The 24,546-nt window shown below is 76.5% G+C and carries 3 protein-coding genes; all 3 read left to right on the top strand.

The features are described from left to right. Positions 1-41 precede the first annotated feature (41 nt). A complete protein-coding gene (locus AC6EXY_RS18490) occupies positions 42-19,676 on the top strand; it encodes an amino acid adenylation domain-containing protein (RefSeq protein WP_499817584.1) in 19,635 nt (6,544 codons plus the stop codon). 105 nt (positions 19,677-19,781) lie between these two features. Further along, positions 19,782-20,882, top strand: coding sequence for a YqcI/YcgG family protein (locus tag AC6EXY_RS18495; RefSeq protein ID WP_101830914.1), 1,101 nt, complete (start codon positions 19,782-19,784; stop codon positions 20,880-20,882). A gap of 184 nt (positions 20,883-21,066) precedes the next feature. Then, a complete protein-coding gene (locus AC6EXY_RS18500; protein WP_499817583.1) occupies positions 21,067-24,501 on the top strand; it encodes a non-ribosomal peptide synthetase in 3,435 nt (1,144 codons plus the stop codon). Positions 24,502-24,546 lie beyond the last annotated feature (45 nt).

Genomic DNA, 24,546 nt, shown 5'->3' on the forward strand with positions numbered 1-24,546 from the left:
ACCGCCCGAGCGGTCGCCGCACCACCGGAAGGACGTGCACCGTGGCCAGTCCCGTCTCCGCGCAGCGCAAGCGTGAGCTGCTGCTGCGCCGCCTCGCGGCCGAGCAGCTCACGCCGCCGCCCGCGACCGGCGACGCCCCGCGGCCGCGGCGCGCCCCCGGGACGGCCCACCCCGCCAGCGCCGGCCAGCGCCGGATGTGGTTCCTGCAGCGGCTGCGCCCCGACAGCGCCGCCTACACGATCTCGACCGCGTTCACCCTGACCGGTCCGCTCGACCCGGCGGCGCTGCGCGACGCGCTGCGGACCGTCGCCCGCCGGCACGAGATCCTGCGCACCACCTACCGCGTCACCGCCGCCGGCACGCTCGAGCAGATCGTGCGCGACGACGTCGAACCGGCCTGGCACAGCGTCGACCTGTCCGCCGAGGGCCTGTCCGCTGCGGGCGCGGACGGCACCGGGATCCTCGCGGGCCGTGCGCGGGCGATCGCGCTGGAGGCGGCGCGTCGGCCGTTCGACCTGACGGCCGAGTCGCCGCTGCGGGTCACCGTGATCCGGCACAGTCCCACCCAGCACAGTCCCACCCAGCACAGTCCCACCCGGCACACCCTCGCCCTGGCCGCGCACCACATCGCCTGGGACGACGCCTGCTGGGACATCTTCTTCGGTGATCTGCTCGCCGCCTACGACCGCCGCGCCACCCCGACGGGAGCGGGCGCGCCCGGCGACGCCGTCCAGTTCCTCGACACCGCCGTGGCGAGCGCCGGCGCGCCGCCCGCCGAGGCACTGGCCTACTGGCGCTGGCAGCTGAGCCCGCCGGCCGAACCCGTGCGCCTGCCCGAGCCGACGGCCGACGACCATCCCGAGCCCACGACGGGGACGCGGGACGCGGGACGGCAGGTCGTCCACCAGGCGTCCGGCGAGCTCGCCCGGCAGGTCCGGGCCGCGGCCGCGGAGCACGCGGCGACGCCGTTCATGGTGCTGCTCGCCGGGTACGCGGCGCTGCTGCACCGGGTCAGCGGCGCCACCGACCTCACCGTCGGCTCGCCGGTGGTCAACCGGGACAGCGCCGACGGCGCCGGTGCGCTGGGGTACTTCGGCAACACCGTCTGCCTGCGCCTCGCCGCCGGCCCGGCCGACACGTTCGCCGGCCTGCTCGTCCGGGTCCGCGACGCCTGCCGCGGCGCGTTCGCGCACGCCGACGTCGACCTCGCCGACGTCGTCCGCGACCTCAACCCCGACCGCGCCGACGGCGTGTCCGCCCTGTTCTCGACGATGTTCGCGGTGCGCGCGCCGGCCGCCGCCGCGCTGCGCGGCCGCGACCTGCGCGGCGAACGCCAGCCGCTGCACAACGGCACCGCCCAGTTCCCGCTGACGGTCGTCGCCGAGCTCGGTGTCGCCGGTGTCGGCGCCGGCGTCGGTGTCGCCGACACGCTGGAGCTGGAGACCACCTACCAGGACGGCGCGGTGTCGCCGTCGTTCGCCGCCACCGTCGGACCCCGCCTCGAACGACTGCTCACCGCCGCCCTCGCCCGGCCCGACGCGCCGATCGGCACGATCGACCTGCTCGCCCCGGACGAACGCGACCTCGTCGTCACCGCCTGGAACGCCACCGCCGCGCCGAGCCCGGCGCAGCCGTGGACAACGCTGTTCACCGCCGCGGCCGAGCGTGACCCGCGGCGGGTGGCGCTGGTCACCGCGGCGGGATCGCTGACCTACGGCGAGCTCGCGACCCGCGCCGACGCCTGCGGCCGGCTGCTCGCCGAGCACGGTGCCGGCCCGGGAGGCGTGGTCGCGCTCGCGCTGCCCCGCACCGCCGACCTGGTCGTCGCGCTCGCCGGCACCGGCCTCGCCGGCGCCGCCTACCTGCCCGTCGACCCCGACTACCCGGCCGACCGGATCGCCTTCATGCTCGCCGACGCGGCCCCGACCGTGCTGATGACCACCCGGGAGCTGGCCCCCGGCCTGCCGGTGCCGCCCGGCACCCGCCTGCTCCTCGTCGACGAGCCCCCCGCGGCGGTAGCCGGCCCCGAGTCCGACCCCGAGCCCGACCTCGAGCCCGCGTCGTCCGGCCTGGGCTGGCCGCCGGCGGTCGATCCGGACAGTCCCGTATACGTGATCTACACGTCGGGGTCGACCGGGCGGCCCAAGGGCGTCGTGGTCGGCCACCGGGCACTGACGAACTTCCTGACGTCGATCGTCGAGACCGTCGGCATCGCCCCGGCGGACCGGCTGCTCGCCGCGACGACCCTCGGTTTCGACATCAGCACCCTCGAACTGCTCGCCCCGTTGACCGTCGGCGCCAGCGTGCACCTCGCGGACGGCGACACCGCCCGCGACCCGGCCGCCCTCGCCGGCCTGCTGCGCTCCGGCGCGGTGACGACCGTGCAGGCGACCCCGTCACGCTGGCGCACCCTGCTCGACGCGGCGCCTGGCCCGCTGCCCGGGGTGCGGGCCCTGTCCGGCGGCGAGGCACTGCCCGCGGATCTCGCCCGCGAGCTCGCCACCCGCGCCGACAGCCTCACGAACCTGTACGGCCCGACCGAGGCCACCGTGTGGGCGACCACCGCCCGGATCGGCGCCGACGCCGCGCGCCCGACGATCGGCCGGCCGCTGCGCAACACGCGGGCCCACGTGCTCGACGGCGCGCTCATGCCCGTCCCGCCCGGCGTCCTCGGCGAGCTCTACCTCGCCGGCACCTGCCTGGCCCAGGGCTACCTCGCCCGGCCGGCGCTGACGGCCGCGCGGTACGTCGCGAGCCCCTTCGACGACGGCGAGCGGCTGTACCGCACCGGGGACCTCGCCTCCTGGACGGCCGACGGCGAGCTGGTGGTCGCCGGCCGGGCCGACGACCAGGTGAAGCTGCGTGGCTTCCGGATCGAGCCCGGCGAGATCGAGGCCGCGCTCGCGGGGCATCCGCGCGTCGCCCGTGCCGCCGTGGTCCTGCGCGAGGACGGTCCCGCTGGCCGCGCCCTCGTCGCCTATGTCGTACCGGCGCCCGTGGATGAGCTGGCGAGGCCCGCGGGCCAGCCGGCGGCGTTTGCCGATGGGCCGGCGGCGTTTGCCGATGAGCTGCGTGCCCACGCGGCGGGTCTGCTGCCCGGCTACATGGTGCCGGCGGCGTTCGTGACGCTGGCCGAGCTGCCGGTCACCCCCGCCGGCAAGCTCGACCGCCGCGCGCTGCCCGCCCCCGACTTCGGGGCCACCAGCCCTGGCCGGGCGCCGTCCGGCCGGGTGGAGACCGTCCTGCGGGAGGTGTTCGCCGAGCTGCTGGGCCGTCCCGACGTCGGTGTCGACGACTCCTTCTTCCGCCTCGGCGGCGACAGCATCCTCGCGTTCGCCCTGGTCACCCGCGCGGCCGCCGCTGGCGTGACGATCGCGCTGGCCGACGTGTTCGCCAGCCCCACCATCGCGGGCCTCGCGGCCGCGGCGACGCCTCCGCCGGCCGCGCCACCTGCCGCGACCGAGCCGCCGGTGGGTGCCGAGCCGCCGGTGGGTGCCGAGCCGCCGGTGGGTGCCGAGCCGCCGGTGGGTGCCGAGCTGCCGGTTGATGCCGAGGACGAGGCGCGGTGGCGGGCCGCGCAGCCCGGGGTGCGCGACGTGTGGCCGCTGTCACCGTCGCAGGCCGGGCTGCTGTTCCACCGGCTGCTCGACGGCGCCGACGCGCCGGACGTGTACGTGCTCCAGTTCGTCGTCGACGTCGCCGGCTCGCTGGATCCCGAGCGGCTGCGGGACGCGTCGCGGGCACTGGTCGCCCGGCACGACGTGCTGCGGGCCGCCGTCCTGTCCGACGGCCGGGCGCCCGCGCAGGTGATCCTGGCCGACGCCGAGCCGGAGTGGACCATCGCCGACCTCGCCGCCTGGCCGGCGGCCGAGCGGGCCGCCGAGGTGGAGCGGCTGGTCACCGCCGACCGGGAGGCCCGGTTCGACCTGGCGGCGCCGCCGCTGCTGCGCTTCCTGTGGATCCGCACCGGCATGGACACCGCCCGGCTCGCGGTCTGCGCCCATCACGTCATCCTCGACGGCTGGTCGCTGCCGCTGATCCTGCGCGAACTGTTCGCGTTGGCCCTCGCCGACGCCGGCGAGACCGCGTCCCGACTTCCCGCCGTGCGCCCGTACGCCGACTACCTGCGCTGGCTGCGCGCCCAGGACCGGGACGCGGCGCGTGCCGCCTGGCGGGCCGAGCTCGCCGGGATCGACGCCCCGACCCTGCTCGCCGGCGACGCCGGCCACCGCGCCGCCGCCCCCACCCCCGCCCCGCACCAACATCCCGCCGAGCACGGGCCGGCCGCGCCGTCCGTTACCGCGGGAACGTTGATCTTGGCGGGTGGCTCCGAGGGGCCGGCGGTGGAGCCGGGTGTTACCGCGGGAACGTCGATCTTGGCCGGTGGCTTCGCCGGGCCGTCGGGGGCGGTCGAGCGGGAGGTCGGCGAGGAGCTGGCCGCGCGGCTCGCGGCGCTCGGGCGGGAGCGGGGGCTGACGTTCAGCACGATCCTGCGCGTGGCGCACGCGGTGCTGCTCGCCCGGGCGGTCGGGCGCGACGACGTCGTGTTCGGCACGGCCGTCTCCGGGCGGCCGCCGGAGCTCGCCGGGGTCGAGGCGATGGTCGGCATGTTCGTCGCCACCGTCCCGGTCCGGGCGCGGCTGCGCGCCGACGCGACGTTCGCCGAGGTCATGGCCGATCTCCAGGCCGCCCAGGGCGAGCTGTTCGCGCATCATCACCTGGGCCTCGCCGAGATCCAGGCGCTCGCCGGCGGCGGGGACCTGTTCGACACCCTGCTCGTCGTCGAGTCCTACCCGTTCGACCCGGCGACGCTCCTCCCGCCGGACGGCCCGCGCCTGACCGGCCTCGACGGCCATGACGCCACCCACTACGCGCTCACCGTCCGGGTGATCCCCGGTACCCGGCCGCGCCTCACCTTCGGCTACCAGTCAGACCTCCTCGACGGGGCGACCGTCGCCGGGCTGGCGGACCGCCTGCTCGCACTGCTCGCGGAGATCGCCGCCGACCCGGACCGGGCCGTCGGCTCGGTCGCCGCCCTGCCCGCCGCCGAGCGTGCCCGCCCCGACCTCACTCCCGCCCCACGCGCCGCCGGCCCGGCCCCGTTCACCGCGCCGGACCAGGTCGTCGAGGTGGCGTCCGACGCCGAGCAGGTGGCGTGGACCGAGGCGACGCTGCCGGAACTCTTCGAGGCGCGGGTGCGACGCGCGCCGGACGCGGTGGCGCTGCGCTGGCGCGACGTCACGCTCACCTACGCCGAGCTCGACGCGCGGGCGAACCGGCTCGCGCATCTGCTGCGCGGGCGGGGCGTGGGACCGGAGTCGCTCGTCGCGGTGGCACTGCCGCGCTCGGTGGACCTGGTCGTCGCGCTGCTCGCCGTGCAGAAGGCCGGCGGCGCCTACCTGCCCGTCGACCCGGCGTACCCGGCCGAGCGGATCGGCTACATGCTGCGCGACGCCGCCCCCGTGTGCGCGGTGACGACCATCGAGGCACGCGCCAGCCTGCCGGCGCGCGCCGGGGTGCCGCTCGTCGCCCTCGACGACCCGCACGTCGCCGCCGCCCTCGCCGACCAGCCGGCCACCGTCCCCGGCCCGCGGGGCCGGGCCCGCCCGGACAACCTCGCCTACGTCATCTACACCTCCGGGTCGACCGGCCGTCCCAAGGGGACGCTGGTGCCGCATCGCAACGTGACGCGGCTGTTCGCCGACACCCGGGTGTACTTCGGTTTCGGCGCCGCGGACGTGTGGACGCTGTTCCACTCGGCGTCGTTCGACTTCTCCGTCTGGGAGCTGTGGGGACCGCTGCTGCACGGGGGGCGGCTCGTCGTCGTCGACCACGAGGTGTCCCGCTCGCCCGAGCAGTTCCTCGACCTGCTGGCCCGCGAGTCCGTCACCGTCCTGAACCAGACGCCGTCGGCCTTCGCCGCCCTCGTCGACGCCGACCGGGACGCGGGTGCGGCGCGGCCGCCGCTCGCCCTCCGACTGGTGATCTTCGGGGGTGAGGCGCTGGACACGAGCCGGCTCGCGCCCTGGTACGCCCGGCATTCGGACGACGCGCCCCGGCTGGTCAACATGTACGGGATCACCGAGACGACGGTGCACGTCACGTACCTGGCGCTGGACGCGTCGGCCGTCGGCGCGCGGCGCGGGGTGATCGGCGAGCCCATCCCGGGGCTGCGCGCCCGACTGCTCGACCGGCACCTCACCCCGGTCCCGCCGGGCGTGGCGGGGGAGATCTACGTCAGCGGCGCCCAGCTCGCCCGCGGCTACCTGGGCCGGCCCGCGCTGAGCGCCGCCCGGTTCGTCGCCGACCCGTACGGCGAGCCGGGCGATCGGATGTACCGCACCGGCGACCTGGCGCGCCTGCGCCCCGACGGGACCCTGGAGTACCTCGGCCGGGCCGACGACCAGGTCAAGATCCGTGGCTTCCGGATCGAGCCGGGGGAGATCGAGGCGGTGCTCGCCGCCGATCCGGCTGTGCGGCGGGCCGTCGTCATCGCCCGCACCGACGCCACCCCCGGCGACGCCACCCCCGGCGATGCAACCCCGGGCGATGGGGAGGGCCGACACCGGCTCGTCGCCTACGTCGTGCCGAGTGGGTCCGCGCCCGTCGACGGGCCGGCGCTGCGGGCTCGGGCGGCGGCGGCGCTGCCCGACTTCATGCTGCCCGCCGCCGTCGTCGTCCTCGACGCGCTGCCGCTGACCGGCAACGGCAAGCTCGACCGGGCGGCGCTGCCCGCGCCGGACCTCGCCGCGTCGGCGACGGGCCGGGCCGGGCGCACCGACCTGGAGCGGACGCTGTGCGCGGTGTTCGCCGCCGTGCTCGGCGTCGACCGGGTGGGCGCCGACGACGACTTCCTCGCCCTCGGCGGCGACAGTATCCTCGCGATCGGGCTGGTCAACCGGGCGCGGCGCGACGGCGTGCGGGTCACCCCGCGGGAGGTCTTCGTCCAGCGCACGCCGGCGGCCCTCGCCGCCCTCGTCGCCGCCCGCACCACCCCCCAGACCGCCGCCGCGGAGGCAGCCGGGTCCTCCGCGGCGGCGCCACTCGCGGCCGACAACACCGCCGAGACGGCGTTCGGCCTGCTCACGCCGCTGCCGATCGTCGCCCGGCTCGCCGGGTGGGGCGGCCGGATCCGCCGGTTCAACCAGGCGTTCCTCGTCCGTACGCCGGTCGGCGCCGACGAGGACGGCCTGCGGGCGGCACTCGGCGCGGTCGTCACGCATCACGACGGGCTGCGGGCCCGCCTGGTGCGGCCGGCGCCGGCGGTGTGGCTGCTGCGCGTCGACCCGCCGGCCGCCGACGCCGACCCGGAGCTGCTCACCCGCATCGACGTCGCCGGGCTGGACGCGGGCGCGCTGCGGGCGGTCGTCGCCGCCGCGTCCAGCTCGGCCGCCGGCCGTCTCGACCCCGACACGGGCAGCACCGTGCGTGCGGTGTGGCTCGACGCCGGGCCGACCGAGCCCGGCCGGCTGGTCCTCGTCGCCCACCACCTGGTCGTCGACGGTGTGTCCTGGCGGATCCTGCTGGCCGACCTGCAGGCCGCGCACGCGGCGGTGCGCGCCGGCGAGCGGCCCGCGCTCGACCCGGTCGGGACGTCGCTGCGCACGTTCAGCAGGATCTTCGGTGAACAGGCGGTCGCACCCGACCGGCTCGCCGAGCTCGACCACTGGCTCGCGACGCTCGCGCCCGGCGGACGGCCCTTCCCCGAACCGCCCCGCCCGGTGTCGAGCCCGGACGCGCCGCTGGGGCCGGACGCGGTCGGCACCGTCGCCGGCACCGAGCGGCTGCGCGTCGACCTGCCGGTGGCGACCACCACCGCCCTGATCACCGGTGTGCCGGCCGCGACCGGCGCCGAGATCACCGACGTCCTGCTCGCCGGCCTGCGCCGCGCGATCCCCACCCCGCCGCCCGGCGGCACCGGCGACGGCGACCTGCTCGTCGACCTGGAACGGCACGGGCGCGAGCAGATCGAGCCCGAGGTGGACCTGTCCCGCACCGTCGGCTGGTTCACCAGCATCGCGCCGGTGCGCCTCGCCCCGGCGCGACCCACCGCCCGCGACACCCTCGCCGACGTCACCGCCGCGCTGCGGGCCGCGCCGGGCGGCGGCCTCGGCTTCGGCATGCTGCGCCACGCCAACCCACTCGCCGGTCCCGCTCTCGCCGGCCTGCGCGGGCCCCAGGTGCTGTTCAACTATCTGGGCCGCTTCGGGGCCGACCGGCGTGCCGACTGGGCGCCGGCCGCCGAGTTCGACGCGCTCGCCGCCGACCCCGATCCCGACCTCGGCGTCGGCTACCCGCTGACCGTCGACGTCGCCTGCGTCGAGACGCCCGACGGCCCGCGGCTGCGCGCCACCTTCACCTACCTGACGGGCTCGCTGGCCACCGGGCAGGCGGCCGATCTCGCCGAGGCGTACCTCGATGCCCTGCGGGACCTGGCCACCCTGGCCGGGCCGCGGGCCGAACCGGCCGCGGCTGCGGCCGAGCTGATCACGCTGTCGGCGGCGGAGTCCGCGCGGATCGCCGCCGACTTCCCGGCGCCGGTGGAGGCGGTCTGGCCGCTGTCGCCGCTGCAGGAGGGCCTGCACTTCCACTCGGTGCTCGACCGCACCAGCGACGCCTACACCGCCCAGTTCTCCCTCGACTTCGGCCACCGGCTCGACGCCGACCGGCTGCGCCGCGCGACCAAGGCGTTCATGGCCCGCAACCCCACCGTGCGCGCCGGCTTCCTCAGCGAGGGGCTGCCGCGGCCGGTGCAGGTCATCGCCCGCGACCTGCCCGCACCCGTCGAGGAGATCGACCTGAGCGGTCTGCCCGTCGGCGAGGGCGCCCGCCGCGCCGAGCGGGCCGCCGCCGACGACCGGGCCCGCCCGTTCGACATCACCCGCCCGCCACTGTTCCGACTCACCCTGCTGCACCTGCCGGGCGGGCGCGACCGGCTCGTCATCAACCGGCAGGTGCTGCTGTGGGACGGCTGGTCGGGGGCGCTCGTCGTCGAGGGCCTGCTCGCCCTGTACGCCGCCGACGGGCAGGCGCCGCCGCCCGCCCCGGCCGGTTCGTTCGAGGACCACCTGCACTGGCTGCGCGAGCGGGACACCGACGCGTCCGCGCAGGCGTGGCGGCGGGCGTTCGCGGGCCTCGCGGGCCCGACGCTCGTCGTGCCGGCGGCCCGCGGCCTCGCGCCGGTCGCCCCGGCGCGGATCACCGCCGCGCTGCCCGATCAGGCGGCCCGGGCGGTGCGCGCCGCCGCCCGCGCGCACGGCGTCACCCTGAACACGCTGTTCAACGCCGCGCTGGCACTCGTCCTCGCCGGCGCGACCGGCGCGGACGACGTCGTGTTCGGCACCACCGTCGCAGGTCGGCCGACCGAGCTCGACGGCATCGACGAGGTCGTCGGCCTGTTCCTGAACACCGTGCCGGTGCGGGTCCGGCTCGACCCGAACGAGCCGGTCGGCGACCTGCTGCGCCGTGTCGCCGCCGACCGACTCGACCTGCTCGACCACGAGTACCTCGGCCTCGGCGACATCCAGCGCGCCGCCGGCCAGCCGGTGCTGTTCGACACGCTCTACGTGCTGCAGAACTTCATCGACGAGGTGGCGAACGAGCAGACCACCGACCGGCACGGCATCGTCGCCACCAGCAGCCTCGACCACACGCACTACCCGCTGACGTTCGTCCTCGCCCCCGGCGAGACGATCACCGTCCGGCTGGAGCACCGCACCGACGTCGTGCCCACGGGCCTGGCCGAGACGTTGTTCGCCCGCTTCCTCGCCGTCATCGACACCCTCGCCGGCGAACCCGACACCCCGGTCGGCCAGCTCGACCTGCTGTTGCCGGCCGAGCGGGAGCGCCTGGCCGCCGAGGCGGCCGTCCCGGCCCGCCCGACGGGCACCGAGACGATCGCCGACCTGCTGGCCGTGCGCGCCGCCGTCGCCGGCGACCTCGACGCGCTCGTGCTCTCGCTGCCCGGCCTCGGCGAGCGGCGCATCACCTACGCCGACCTCGACGCGCGGGTGAACCGCCTGGCCCGGCTGCTGATCGCGCACGGCGCCGGCCCGGAAACGGTGGTCGCGCTCGGCCTGGGGCGGACGCTGGACATGGTCGTCGCGCTGTTCGCCGTGCTGCGCACCGGCGCCGCCTACCTGCCCCTCGAACTGGACCATCCGCCGGCCCGGCTGCGCGAGACGGTCACCGACGCCGGCGCAGCCCTGGTCCTGACCATCACCGCCACCCGCCGCTACCTCACCGAGGCTGACGCCGGCGCCGACGCGTCGGCCAGTTCGCCGCCGCTCGTGCCGGCGGGGGAGCGGTGGCTGGAGCTGGACGATCCGCAGCTCGCCGCCGAGCTGGCGGCGACCTCGGCCGAGGCGCTGACGGACGCCGAGCTCGGCCTGTTCGCCCGCGGCCGCGCGGACCGCCTCGACCATCCCGCCTACGTGATCTACACGTCCGGGTCGACGGGCCGGCCCAAGGGAGTCGTCACCCCCTACCGCGGCCTGACGAACATGCAGATCAACCACAAGACCGAGATCTTCGACCCGACGATCGCCTCGGTGGGCGGGCGGCGGCTGCGGATCGCGCACACCGTCTCGTTCGCGTTCGACATGTCGTGGGAGGAGCTGCTCTGGCTCGTCGAGGGCCACGAGGTGCACATCTGCGACGAGAACCTGCGCCGCGACGCCGAACGGCTCGTCGCCTACTGCGACGCCCACCGCATCGACGTCGTCAACGTCACCCCCACCTACGCGCTGGCCCTGTTCGAGGTCGGCCTGCTCGACACCGGCTCCCTCGACACCGGAACCCTCGATGCCGCACGCCCCGGGCACCGGCCGCCGCTGGTCATGCTCGGCGGTGAGGCCGTGCCCGACTCCGTCTGGAACCGGCTGCGCGACACCGACGGCACCGCCGGCTACAACCTGTACGGGCCGACGGAGTACACCATCAACACCCTCGGCGCCGGCACGTCCGACAGCGCGACGCCGACCGTCGGCCGGCCGATCCGCAATACCTGGGTGCGTGTCCTCGACCGCTGGCTGCGCCCCGTCCCGGACGGGGTCGCCGGCGAGCTGTACATCGCCGGCGAGGGTCTCGCCCGCGGCTACCTCGGCCGGTTCGCGCTGACCGCCGCCCGGTTCGTCGCCGACCCGTTCCAGACCGGCGGGCGGATGTACCGCACCGGCGACCTGGTGACCCGGCGTCCCGACGGCAACCTGGACTTCCTCGGCCGCACCGACGACCAGATCAAGATCCGCGGGCACCGGATCGAGCTCGGCGAGGTCAGCGCCGCGCTCGACGGGCACCCGGCGGTCAGCCAGTCCGCGGTCGTCGCCGTCCCCGACCCGACCGCGCCGGACGCGAAGCGGCTCGTCGCCTACGTCGTGCCCGCGGAGCGCTCGGCGGACGACCGGGCGGCCACCGAGACCGCGCAGGTCGGTGAGTGGAACCAGATCTACACCGACGAGTACGAGCGGATCCCGACCGCCCTCACCGTCGAGGACTTCGCCGGCTGGGACTCCAGCTACGACGGCCAGCCCATCCCCGTCGAGCACATGCGCGCCTGGCGGGCGGCGACCGTCGAGCGGATCCGGGCGCTGGCGCCACGCCGGGTGCTGGAGATCGGCGTCGGCACCGGCCTGCTGCTGGGCCCGCTCGCGCCGGACTGCGAGGCCTACTGGGCCACCGACTTCGCCGCGCCCGTCGTCGCGAAGCTGCGCGCCGAGGTGGCGGCCGACCCGGCCCGCTTCGGCCGCGTCGAACTGCGCCAGGCTCCCGCCCACGTCACCGACGGGCTGCCCGCCGGGTACTTCGACACCGTCGTCGTCAACTCGGTCATCCAGTACTTCCCGAGCGCCGACTACCTGCGCCGGGTGCTGCTCGGCGCGTTCGACCTGCTCGCCCCCGGCGGCTCGCTGTTCGTCGGCGACGTGCGCGACCTCGGCCGGCTGCGCGCGTTCCACAGCGGCATCGAGCTCGCCCAGTCCGGTCCGGTGACCGACCCGGCCCGCTTCGCGGCGGCCGTGGACCGGCGCCTCGCGCTGGAGAAGGAGCTCGTCGTCGCGCCGGCGTTCTTCCTCGACCTGGCGGCGGACGCCGGGCTCGAGGTGTGCGTGCGGGTCAGGCGTGGCCGGCACCGCAACGAGCTGACCCGCCACCGCTACGACGTCGTCCTGCGCCGTCCCACCCCCGACGACGCTCCCGCCCCCGACGACGCCCCCGCCTCCGACGACGCTCCCGCCCCCGACGACGGGACCGACGAGATGGAGCTGACCTGGGGAGCGGACGTGCCCCGGCTCGACGCGTTCGGCGTGCTCGTCGCCGAGCGGCGGCCGGCGTGGGTGCGCCTGCGCGGCATTCCCGACGCGCGCGTCGCCGCCGAACTCGCGGCGAGCGCGGCGGGCGGTGACACCACCGGCGGGCCGGCCGCCGAGGCCGCCGCCGTCGACCCCGACGACGTCCACGCCCTCGCCGACACCCTCGGCTACGAGGCCGCGCTCGCCCCGCGCACCGACGAGCCGGGCCTGCTCGACGCGGTCCTCGTGCGGGCCGCGGGGGCGACGGGTGCCGCCGCCCTGCCCTTCCTGCGCCCGGTCGCGTCCGGCGAAGGCCGGGACGGGCCGGCGCGCACGAACGACCCGATGGCCGCGCGGGCCGCGGGGGCGCTGGTCGGTCGGCTGCGCGCCGATCTCGCGGCCGTGCTGCCGGACTACGCGGTGCCGGCGGCGTTCGTCCCGCTGGCCGCGCTGCCCCGCAACGCCAACGGCAAGCTCGACGTCACCGCGCTGCCGGCCGCCGATCCGGGGGCGGCGAGCTCCGGGCGCCCGCCCGCCACCCCGGTGGAGCAGACCCTCGCCGAGCTGTTCGCCGACGTCCTCGGCCTGCCCACCGTCGGCGCCGACGACGACTTCTTCGCCCTCGGCGGCCACTCCCTGCTCGCCACCCGTGTCGTCAGCCGGGCGCGGGCCGCGTTCGGCGTCGACCTCGCCATCCGCGACCTGTTCGACGCGCCGACCGTCGAGGCACTGGCCGCGAGGCTCGCCGAGCACACCGACAGCCAGCGCCCGGCCCTGCGCCCGGCGGCCCGGCCCGACCGGATCCCGCTGTCCCCGGCACAGCGGCGACTGTGGCTCGTCGACCGGCTCGTCGGCGGCACCGACGCCTACAACTACCCGCTGGCGCTGCGCCTGCACGGCCCGCTCGACGCGGCGGCGCTGCGGGCCGCCGTCGCCGACGTGCTCGACCGGCACGAGGTGCTGCGCACCGTCATCGGCGACGACGCCGGGCTGCCCCACCAGCGCGTCCTCGACCCCGCCGACGCCGCCGGGCGCGTCCCCGTCGACGTCGAGCCGTGCCCGCCCGGTGAGATCGACGCGCGGATCAGCGCGCTGTCGGCGCGGCCGTTCGACCTGACCGCCGAACCGCCGCTGCGCCTGCGCGTGCTGCGCGGCCCGGACACCGACGTGCTGCTCGTCGTCCTGCATCACATCGCCACCGACGAGTGGTCCGACCGACCGTTCCTGCTCGACCTCGACGCCGCCTACAGCGCGCGTCGCGCCGGTGGCGCCCCCGCGTTCGCGCCGCTGCCCGTCCAGTACGCCGACTACACCCTGTGGCAGCGTGACCTGCTCGGCGACCCGGCCGATCCGGACAGCGTGGCCGCCCGCCAGCGCGCCTTCTGGCTCGACGCGCTGCGCGGCATGCCGGCGGAGATCCCGCTGCCGCTGGACCGGCCGCGCCCGCCGGTGCGCGACGGCGCGAGCGGCCGCGCCACGCGGGTGCTGCCCGCCGAGGTCGCGAGCGGCCTGCGGGCACTGTGCGCGGCGACGTCGACGAGCATGTCGATGCTCGCCCACGCGGGTATCGCGACGCTGCTGCACCGGCTCGGTTCCGGCGACGACATCCCGATCGGCGTGCCGGTCGCCGGGCGCACCGACCCCGCACTCGACGCGCTCGTCGGCTTCTTCGTGAACACGCTGGTCATCCGCTCGGACTTCGGGGACGACCCGACGTTCCGCGACCTGCTGCGCCGTACCCGCGAGACCGACCTGGCCGCGTTCGACCATCAGGACCTGCCGTTCGAGGACGTCGTGGCGGCGCGGCGCGGCCGGCGCAGCGCCGGCGTCAACCCGCTGTTCCAGGTGATGGCCGGCTACCACCACCTGGCCGGTGACGACCGGGAGCTGTTCGGCGCGCCGGTCAGCTGGATCACCCCCGAGGTCGGCGCGGCCAAGTTCGACCTGGATGTGACGTTCGTCGACCGGGCGGCGACCGGCGAGATCACCGCGCTGGTCGAGTTCGCCACCGACGTGATCGATCCGGCCGGCGGCGAGCGCCTCGCCGACCGGCTCGTCCGCCTGCTGGCCGCGATCGTCCGCGACCCCGACCGCCCGGTCAGCCGCCTCGCCCTGGCCGACGACGCCGAACGCGCCGCCGCCCTGCGCCTCGCCGCCGGCCCGGCCCGCGCCCTGCCCGGCAGCGCCCCGACCACCGTCGTGGACCTGTTCGACCGTGCGGTGGCCACCCATCCCGACCGGGTGGCACTGGTGACCGCCGGCGGGCGCACCAGCTTCGGCGACCTCGCCGGTCAGGTCGGACGCGTCGCCGACCTGCTCGCCCGGCACGGCGCCGGGCCGGAGGCGCTCGTCGCGCTCGCCCTGCCGCGCGCGCTCATGGTCCCGGCGATCTTCGGCGTGCTGGCCGCGGGCGCCGGCTACCTGCCCCTCGACACCGAGCAGCCGGCGGACCGGCTCGCGTTCCTGCTCGCGGACGCGGCCCCGGCCGTCGTCGTCACCACCCGGGCGCTTGCCTCCCGCCTGCCGTCCACCGGCGCCGCCACCGTCCTGCACCTCGACGACGCGCAGTTCGACGACCAGCACCTCGACGACCAGCACCTCGACGACCAGCACCTCGACGACCAGCACCTCGACGACCAGCACCGCGCGACTGCCACCGGCCGGGAGGCGCGGCGGCGCCCGGATCCGGCGGGCGCGGCCAGCGTGATCTACACGTCGGGGTCGACGGGCCGGCCCAAGGCCGTCGTCGGCACGCACCGCGGCCTGGTCAACCTGTTCGCCTCGCACGCCGTCGACCTCATCGCCCCGGCCGAGCGGGCCGCCGGCGACGGCGGCGGGCCGCTGCGCGTGCTGCACGCGGCGTCGTTCAGCTTCGACGGTTCCTGGGAGCCACTGCTGTGGCTGCTCGCCGGGCACGAGGTGCACGTCGTCGACGAGGCGACCGCCCGCGACGCGGCCGCCCTCGTCCGGCACGTCGAACGGGCCCGCCTCGACGTGCTCGACCTGACCCCGACCTACCTGCGGGAGCTGATGTCCGACGGGCTGCTGCGCGCCGACGGCCACCGGCCCGCCGTGCTGCTCGTCGGCGGTGAGGCCACCCCGCCGGCGCTGTGGGAACGCCTGCGCGCGCTACCCGGGACGGTCACGCACGACCTGTACGGGCCGACCGAGTACTCCGTCGACGCCTACGGCTGGCACGGCGACGGCTGGGCGGCGCCGATCGCCAACACCCGTGCCTACCTGCTGGACGCGGGGCTCTCGCCCGTCGCCGACGGGGTGCCGGGCGAGCTGTACCTCGCCGGACCCGGCCTTGCCCGCGGGTACCTCGGCCGGGGGGCGCTGACAGCGTCCCGCTTCGTCGCCGACCCGTTCGGCGCGCCGGGGGAACGGATGTACCGCACCGGTGACCTGGCGCGGCGCCGTCCCGACGGCTCGCTGGCCTTCGCCGGCCGGTCGGACGACCAGGTCAAGCTGCGCGGCTTCCGCGTCGAGCTCGGCGAGATCGAGCGGGCACTGGCGGCGGTTCCCGGTGTCGGCCAGGCAGCGATCTGGTTCCGGCCGGACGCTCCGGCGGCGCTGCAGCTCGTCGCCTACGTGGTGCCGAACGGCGCCGACGCGACCACGACGGACGGCCCCGCCGGTGCCGCGGTTCCCGGTGTTGCCGCGGTTCCCGGCGGCGACGAGCTGGTGGCTGCCTCGCGGGCGTCCCTGGCCCGGGTGCTGCCGGCGTACATGGTGCCGCAGGCGATCGTGGCGCTGGCGCGGCTGCCGCGCACCGTCAACGGCAAGCTCGACCGGTCGGCGCTGCCCGAACCGGCCGGGCCCGCGCCGGTCGCCGGCGGGCGTCCCCGCGACACCCGCGAGGAACTGCTCGCCGAGCGGTTCGCCGCCGTGCTCGGGGTGGCGCGGGTCGGCCGCGACGACGACTTCTTCGCCCTCGGTGGCCACTCGCTGCTGGTCATGCGGCTGTGCGCGGCGATCCGGTCGACGTTCGGGGTGGAGATCACGCCCCGCGCGGTCTTCGAGGCGCCTACGGTCGCCGGCCTCGCCTGGCGGATGGACACCGCCGCCGCGGCGCGTCCGCCGGTGCGCCCGGTGATCCGCCCGCAGGACCCGCCGCTGTCGTACGCCCAGCGGCGGCTGTGGGTGCTGGGGCAGCTGGAGGGTCCCAGCCCCACCTACAACATTCCGGTCACCTGGCGCCTGACCGGCCCGCTGGACCTGGCCGCGCTGCGTGCCGCGGTGCACGACGTCGTCGCCCGCCACGAGGCGCTGCGCACCGTCTACCCCGCCGCCACCGGAGCCGCTGGCGCCACCTCCGACGGCGACGCGGTGCAGCGCGTCCTCGACGCGGCGGACGTGAAGATCCCCTTCGACGTCATCACCTGGACGCCGACGGACGGCATGCCGGCGGGGCCGCCGCCGCGGGACCCGCGGCTGGCGGAGCTGCTGTCGCGGGCGGCGGCGTACCCGTTCGACCTCGCCGCCGAGGTGCCGCTGCGGGTCAGCGTCGTGCGGTGCTCGCCGCGGCTGCACATCGTCCAGCTGCTTGTGCACCACATCGCCGCCGACGAGGGCTCCGACCGGCCGCTGTCGCGCGACCTGACGATCGCCTACCGGGCGCGGGCGGCGGGTACCACGCCGGACTGGGCGCCGCTGCCCGTCCAGTACGTCGACTACACGCTGTGGCAGCGGGAGCTGCTCGGTGCCGAGGCCGACCCGGCGAGCCCCGCCGCCCGCTCGCGCGCGTTCTGGCGCCACGCGCTCGCCGGACTGCCCGCCGAGCTCACCCTGCCGACCGACCGGCCCCGCCCGGCCGAGCCGACCCACGCCGGCGGCGCCGTGGAGCTCGCCGTCGACGCCAACCTCGTCAGCGCGCTGCGCGCCGTCGGGCGGGCGCACGACGCCAGCTTCTTCATGGTGCTGCGGGCGGCCGTCGCGACCCTGCTGCACCGGCTCGGCGCCGGCGACGACATCCCGATCGGCAGCCCGATCTCCGGCCGAGTCGACGACAGCCTCGACGATCTGGTCGGCTTCTTCCTCAACACGCTGGTCCTGCGCACCGACCTGACGGGTGACCCGTCGTTCGGCGAGCTGCTCGGCCGGGTCCGCGCGAGCGACCTCGCCGCCTTCGACCACCAGGACCTGCCGTTCGACCGGGTCGTGGACGCCGTCAACCCGCCTCGGGCGGCGGGCCGCCACCCGCTGTTCCAGGTGATGATCGTCTACCTGGCCGCGTCGGACTCCGGCGACGAGCTGGCGCTGCCGTCCGTCACGGCCGAGCCGGAGCCGGTGCGCCGGGCGAGCGCCAAGTTCGACCTGTCCTTCGACTTCGTCGAACGGCCCGCCGCCGACGGTGACCTGACAGGCGGCGGCCTGACAGACGGCGGCCTGACCATCGGCATCGCCTACAGCGACGACCTGTTCGACCGGTCGAGCGTCGTGCGGATGGCCGAGCGGCTGCGGCACCTGCTCGCCGCCGCCGCCGCGGACCCCGCGATCCCGGTCAGCCGGCTCGACGTCACCGACGACGCCGGGCGGGCACCCGAACCGGCGCACGTCCCCCGGCCCGCTCGCGACCGGCCCGAGCCGGCCCCGCCGGCCCCGCCGGCCGCCCCCGCCGACCAGGTCGGCACGGCGGCCGCGAACGAGATCGAGGCGACGCTGATCGCCGCGTTCACCTCGGTGCTCGGCGTCGAGAAGGTGGGTCTCGACGACGACTTCTTCACCCTCGGCGGCGACAGCATCATCGCGATGCGGCTGATCACCCGGGTCCGCGCCGCCGGGTTCACGGTGACGCCGCGCCTGCTGTTCGGCCACCGCACCCCCGCGACCCTGGCCACCGTCGTCCGCCCACGCCGGCAGGCCGCGACCCAGACGGCAACCGCCCGTTCCGTCAGTCCCGCCGGCCCCACCGAGACGGTCCTCCCACCGACGCCGGCACTGCAGGCGGCGCGGGTGCACGGCATGAACGGCGGGCGGCTGACGTTCGCGTCGTTCTCGTCGCCGGTGCTGCTGCGCACGCCGGCCGGGCTGGACCTCGCGACGATGGTCGCGGGCCTGTCCGCCGTCATCGACCAGCACGACGCGTTGCGGGGCCGGCTGGTCCGCGTGGAGTCCGGCGGTGCCGACGGCGGGCCGGCCTGGTCGCTGGCGATCGCCCCACCCGGCGGGGTCGACGCGGCCCGACTGGTGCGCCGGCTTGACGCCGGCGATCTCGCCGCGGGCGACGGGTTCGCCGGACCGGGCGGGCTGGCGCTGCTCGCCGGGGTGGCCGCCGCGGCGAACGCCGAGCTGGACCCGGACCGCGGCGAGATGATCCGCGCGGTCTGGCTCGACGCGGGTGCGTCGAGCCCGGGCCGCCTGCTGCTCCTCGTCCACCACGCGCTGATCGACGGCGTGTCGTGGCCGACCGTGCTGGACGACCTCGCCGCCGCCGTCACCGCCTCGCGGGCCGGTGAACGGGCTCGGCTCACGCCCGTTCCGGTCCCGTTCGCCGAGTGGGCACGCCGCCTCGACGAGCGGGCCCGTGCCGCGGACGTCGAGCGGCGGCTGCCGTTCTGGCAGGATCTGCTGGCCCGGGCGACGCCCGTGCGGTGGCTGCCCGGCCAGTCCGGCCCGTCGTCGGCGGTCACGGTGAGCCTGCCGCCCGAGCGGGCCGCGGGCCTGCTGTCGACGGTGCCCGCCGTGTTCGGAATCGGTGTCGACGAGCTGCTGCTCGCCGCGCTGAGCCTGGCCGTGGGTGACCGCCAGGAGGGCGATGGCGCGGGAGGCGTTCTCGTCGCGGTGCAGGCCCATGGCCGGCAGGAGTACGTGGTCGAGGACCGGGACCTGTCCCGGACGGTCGGCTGGCTGGCCGAGGTCCACCCCTTCCTGCTGGAACGCGGCGCGGTCGACGAGGGCGCGGACGGCCGGGACGGCGACGGGTACTCGGACCGCGGCGTCGACGCGGCGGTGGCCCGGGTGCGGGCGCTCATGGCCGAGATCCCGGACGGCGGGACCGAGTTCAGCATGCTGCGCTTCCTCAACCCGCGCACCGCCCCGATCCTCGCGGCGGCCCCGACGCCCACCGTCTACCTGAACTACGTGGGCCGACTGGGCCGGGGCGAACAGACGGACTGGTCGGTGGCCGCCGAGGACGAGGAGCTGTTCGCGGACTGGAACGCCGACGTGCCCGACCCGTTCGGGCTCAGCGTGATCGTCCGGGTGCTCGACGGCCCGCACGGTCCAGAACTGACCGCGCGGTGGAGCAGCGGTCCGGACGGCCCGCCCGCGGCCGTCGTGCGCGACCTCGCGGCCGCCTGGACGCGGGCGCTGAGCGCGCTCGCCGCCCGCGCCGCCCGCGTGGAATCCACCCCCCCGACCGGCGCCGGCGGTGCCGTCCGGTAGCCGCCCGACTCCTTTCGTCGCCCGACTCCTTCCCGACCATCGCCGCATGCCGAGAAACCCCGAGATCCCCCGCTCGGGGTCACACCGAAACTCCGTGGAGTGGACATGGCCAGCGAGATCGATGCGTTTCGCGAGCAGTTCCAGGACCTGACCCTCGGCCCGATGCCGACCTGGGGCGCCACCTGCGTCCGGGACATGATGAGGACGTTGCGGTCCACCGCCGAGCCGTTCCCGTGCGTGTTCGCGGTGGCCGCGGCAAACCGGGGCGGGCTGCGGTTCGGATTCGTCGAGAACCTCGACGACGAGAACACGTGGTCCGCGCTGCCCGATATCCTCGCCACCTATCTCGCCGTCTACCGGGAGCTCTCGCACAACACGTCACTGGTGGTGTTCTTCGGGTCCGGCGCGGCCGATTCCGGGCGGCCGGTCGGCCGGCCTGACGACATCGTCGGCTACGAGCGGCGCTTCTGGTCGCTGCTGCAGTACCTGCACGACGGCGACGGCGATCCGTGGCCGTCGGACATCCCGACCGAGACCGACGATCCGGGCTGGGAGTTCAGTTTCCGCGGCACCCCGATCTTCGTCGTCTGTAACACCCCGGCCCATCGCCGGCTGCGCAGCCGCAGCAGCCCCGTCTTCACCATCACCTTCCAGCCGCGCTGGGTGTTCGAGGGCCTGGAGCCGTACACGGCGCGCGGGGCCGCCGCCCGCCGGACGATCCGGGAGCGGCTGCGGCGGATGGACGAGGTGGACTCGACGCCGCTGCTCGGTTCCTACGGCGACGCCGCCAACCGGGAATGGAAGCAGTACTTCCTGCGCGACGACGCCACCGTCGCGGGCAGCTGCCCCTTCCACGCCACGGCGGGCGCGGACATCGGTGCGGGTGTCGGTGGCGCGGCGCGCGGAGCGCCGGCGGCGGCGCGGGAGTTCAAGGTGGTCGTCAACACCGAGGAGCAGTACTCGGTGTGGCCGCTGGGGCGGCGCAACGCGCTCGGCTGGTTCGACACGCCCGTCACCGGGACCCGCGAGGAGTGCCTGGACAGCATCGCACTGCGCTGGACCGACCTGCGCCCGCGCAGCCTGCGCCGGCGGATGGCCGCCGCCGGCGGCGAGCCGGCTGGCACGGTGAGGGCCGCCAGTTCCGCGATGGCGGCCCTTCCCGCCGAGATCCTGGACCGCGAGCCGGCCGCCGCGACACCCGGCTGAGCTGACGCGGCGTCCGGGGTCTTGCGCGCCCGGTCGGCAAATACTAAAGTAAGGCGAACCTAAGCTTCCGCCGCGTGCTCGCTGGGCGGGCCCACGGGTGGCTCCGTCATGCCCGCGCCCACCCACGCAGCGTCGCTGGCCGGCGCGTCTGCGCCACCGCGGACCCTGAAGGGAACCCCTGCCGATGGTGTCGAGCCAGCCCGTCGCCTCCACCTCGTCCCTCGCGGAGCCGCTGTCGTCGGCCCAGCGCCGGTTCTGGTTCCTGCACCGGCTCGCTCCCGGTGGGCACGCCCACCAGCTGTCGGCCGGCGTCCGGTTGCGGGGCGCGCTCGACGCCGCCGCTCTCACCGCGGCACTGCGTGACCTCCTCGACCGGCACGAGATCCTGCGCACCGCCTATCCGGCGGACACGACCGGCGAGCCGTCCGCGCGCGTGCTCGACGCGCCGGCCGCCGACCTGCTGACCGTCGCCCACCGCGAGCTGCCCTCCGAGCCGGACCTGGCCGCCGACACCGACGCCGACCTCGTCGATCCGGCGGCTCCGGCGGCGGACGGCCCGCTGGGGACGGTCCTCGCGGAGTTCGGCCGCCAGCCGATCGACATCACCGACGGGATCCCGCTGCGTGCCCAGGTCGTCCGTGTCGCCCCGGACGACCACGTCCTGCAGCTGGTGATCGCGCGGGTCGCCGCCGACGAGACGAGCTGGCGCGTCCTGTTCACCGATCTCGCCGCGTGCTACCAGGCCCGCCGCCGCGGCGCGCGGCCCGGACCCACCGGCGGGGGCGCGAGGTACGCGGACCACGCCCGCCGGGAGGCCACCGCCGAGCACCGCGCCGAGGCCGACCGCCAGGTGGCATGGTGGCGGCAGGTCCTCACCCCGCTGCCGCCGCTGCTCACCCCCGCCCTGGCGAGCGTGGGTCCCGACGGTTCGCCGCCGGGCGGCGGCGCCGACGACGTGCCGGGTGCCAACGACGTGCCGGGTGCCAACGACGTGCCGGATGCCGACCAGCCGGCGCCGCGAGCCCGGGTGGCGCTGGCGCCCGACGTCACCCGCCGGCTGCGGGCCTTCGCGGCGGCCCACGAGACCTCGCTGGCCGACGTCGTGCTCGCCGCCGGCGCCGTCCTGCTGCACCGCAGCACCGGGGAGGCCGACATCGCCCTCGGCCTGCCGGTCACCGACCGGCCGACGCCCGGGTTCGCGGGCGTCGCCGGAAACTTCGGCTCCCTGGTGGTGGTACGTGTCCGGGTCGATGCCCGGGGCACGGCCGGCGAGCTCGTCGACGAGATCCGGGTGCGCGCCGCGGCGGCGCGGGCCCGGATCGCCGCGCCGTTCGACGAGGTGGTGCGGGCCGCGCGGGGCAGCGGACCCGGATCCGGCCGGGCGATCGTCGCCGACCCGTCGCGGGCCCGCCGCCCCGGCGCCACCCGCGGCCGCCGCGGCCCGGGCGCGCTCGGCGGCGGACTGGTGGACGTGACGTTCAGCCACCACGAGCCGCTGCTCGGCGGCGTCGCGTTCGCCGGCCTGGCGACCGAGGAGCTGCGCCCGCCGGGTGGTCCCGCCACCGTCCCGCTCGACCTGGCGGTGCAGGACGACGGGGACACCGTCGCGGTCAGCGCCACCGTGGACGCGGCCGTGTTCACCGCCGCCGACGCCGAGCGTTTCGCCGGGCGCCTCGCCCGGCTCGCCGAGCAGTTCACCGACGGCGCCCTGCTCGGCGAGCTCGACACGATGTCGGCGGCCGAGCGCCGCCAGGTCCTCGACGACTGGTCCACCGGCCGGGTCGAGCCGCTCGTCGACCGTTCCCTGACCGAGCTGGTCGCGGACGCTGCCCGCCGCGCGCCGCAGGCCGTCGCGGTCGTCGCCCTGCCCGCCGCGCCGCCGCCCGGCCAGCCGTCGCCGCCGGCCGTCAGCCTCACCTACGCCGAGCTGGAACGGCGGGCCGACGCGGTCGCCGGGTGGCTGCGCACGGCCGGAGTCGGCCCGGAGGCGACCGTCGGGGTCAGCGTGCCGCGGTCGGCGGCGCTCGTCGTCGCCCTGCTCGGCGTCCTGCGCGCGGGCGGCGCGTTCGTCCCCCTGGAGCCGTCCTGGCCGGCCCGGCGCACCGCCGAGGTGGCCGGCGACGCGGCGATCGCGACGATCATCGCCGGCGCGGACGTCACCGTGCCCGAGCTGCCCGGCGCCCCGCCGGTGATCCGCCTCGACGCCACCGGCCACCCGGTCGCCGACGGCCCCGCGGGCGGCCCTGCCCCCGCGGCGGGCGGGATCGCGGACGCCGGCGTCGACGGGGAGAATCTCGCGTTCGTCACGTACACCTCCGGGTCGACGGGGGCGCCCAAGGGTGTGATGATCCGGCATCAGGCGATCTGCAACCGGCTGCGCTGGCAGGTCGATCTGCTTCGGCTGACCGGCGACGACGCCGTGCTGGCGCGGGCGCCGCTGGGCATCGACGTCTCGATCAACGAGATCTTCCTGCCGCTCGTCGCCGGCTCGCGGCTCGTGATCGCCCCGCCGGGCGCGGAAGGAGCGCCGGGCCCGCTCCTGCGGATCATCCGCGAGCAGTCCGTCACCTTCTGCTACGTCGGGACGTCGCTGCTGGAGATGCTGCTCGACCATCCGGACGCGGCGGCGGCCGGGCGGACGCTGCGCTACGTCTGGTGCGGCGGCGAGGTCCTCGGCGACGAGCTGTACCGGCGCTTCCGGGAGCGCTGGAACGCGTGGATGTTCCACGGCTACGGGCCCGCCGAGGCGACGATCGGCGTCTGCTGCCGGGTGTTCGCGCCGGACCGGCCCGCCGGCCGCGTCTCGATCGGCCGGCCGAACCCGAACACGCAGGTCCGGGTGCTCGACGCCGAGTACAACCCGGTGCCGGTCGGGGCCGTCGGCGAGCTGTACATCAGTGGACTGCCGCTCGCCCGGGGCTACCTGGGCGACCCGCGTCGCACGGCCGACCGGTTCGTGCCCGACCCGTTCGCCGCCGCGCCGGGCGCCCGGATGTACGCGACCGGCGACCTCGCCCGCTTCCGCGCCGACGGGGAGATCGAGTTCCTCGGCCGGGCCGACAACCAGGTGAAGATCCGCGGGTTCCGGGTGGAACTCGCCGAGATCGAGCAGGTGCTGGTCCGCCATCCCGGTGTGCGCCAGGCCGCCGTCGCCCTCGCGTCCGGCGAGGATACGCCGGACGAACTGCGGGCCTACTGGGTACGCGTGCCGCGCGGCGAGGGAGCGCCGGCCGGCGGGCCGGTGGGGCCCCAGCAGTTGCGGTCCTGGCTGGCGCAACGGCTGCCCGCGCACATGGTCCCGAGCGTGTTCGTCGACGTTCCGGGGCTGCCGCTGGCCGGCTCCGCCGGCGTCGACCCGATCGAGCCGGCGCCGGGCCTGGAACGGCGGATCGCCGAGGTCTGGTCGCGGGTGCTGGGCGTGGACCGGGTCGGCGCCCGTGACGACTTCTTCGGCCTCGGCGGGCACTCGCTGGCGCTCACCCGGGTGCAGGCCCAGCTCGAGGAGCACCTCGGCCGGCCGGTGCGGCTACGCGACCTCTACGCGCACACCACCGTCGAGGACCTCGCCCACGTCCTGGGCGCCGCTTCGTCCGCCGCGGTGTCCGCCGCCCACGGGTAGCGCGGCCGTCACCACCCCCGCGGAACCATCCACCATCCTCGCGGA

It is taken from the genome of Frankia sp. RB5 (genome assembly GCF_059816245.1).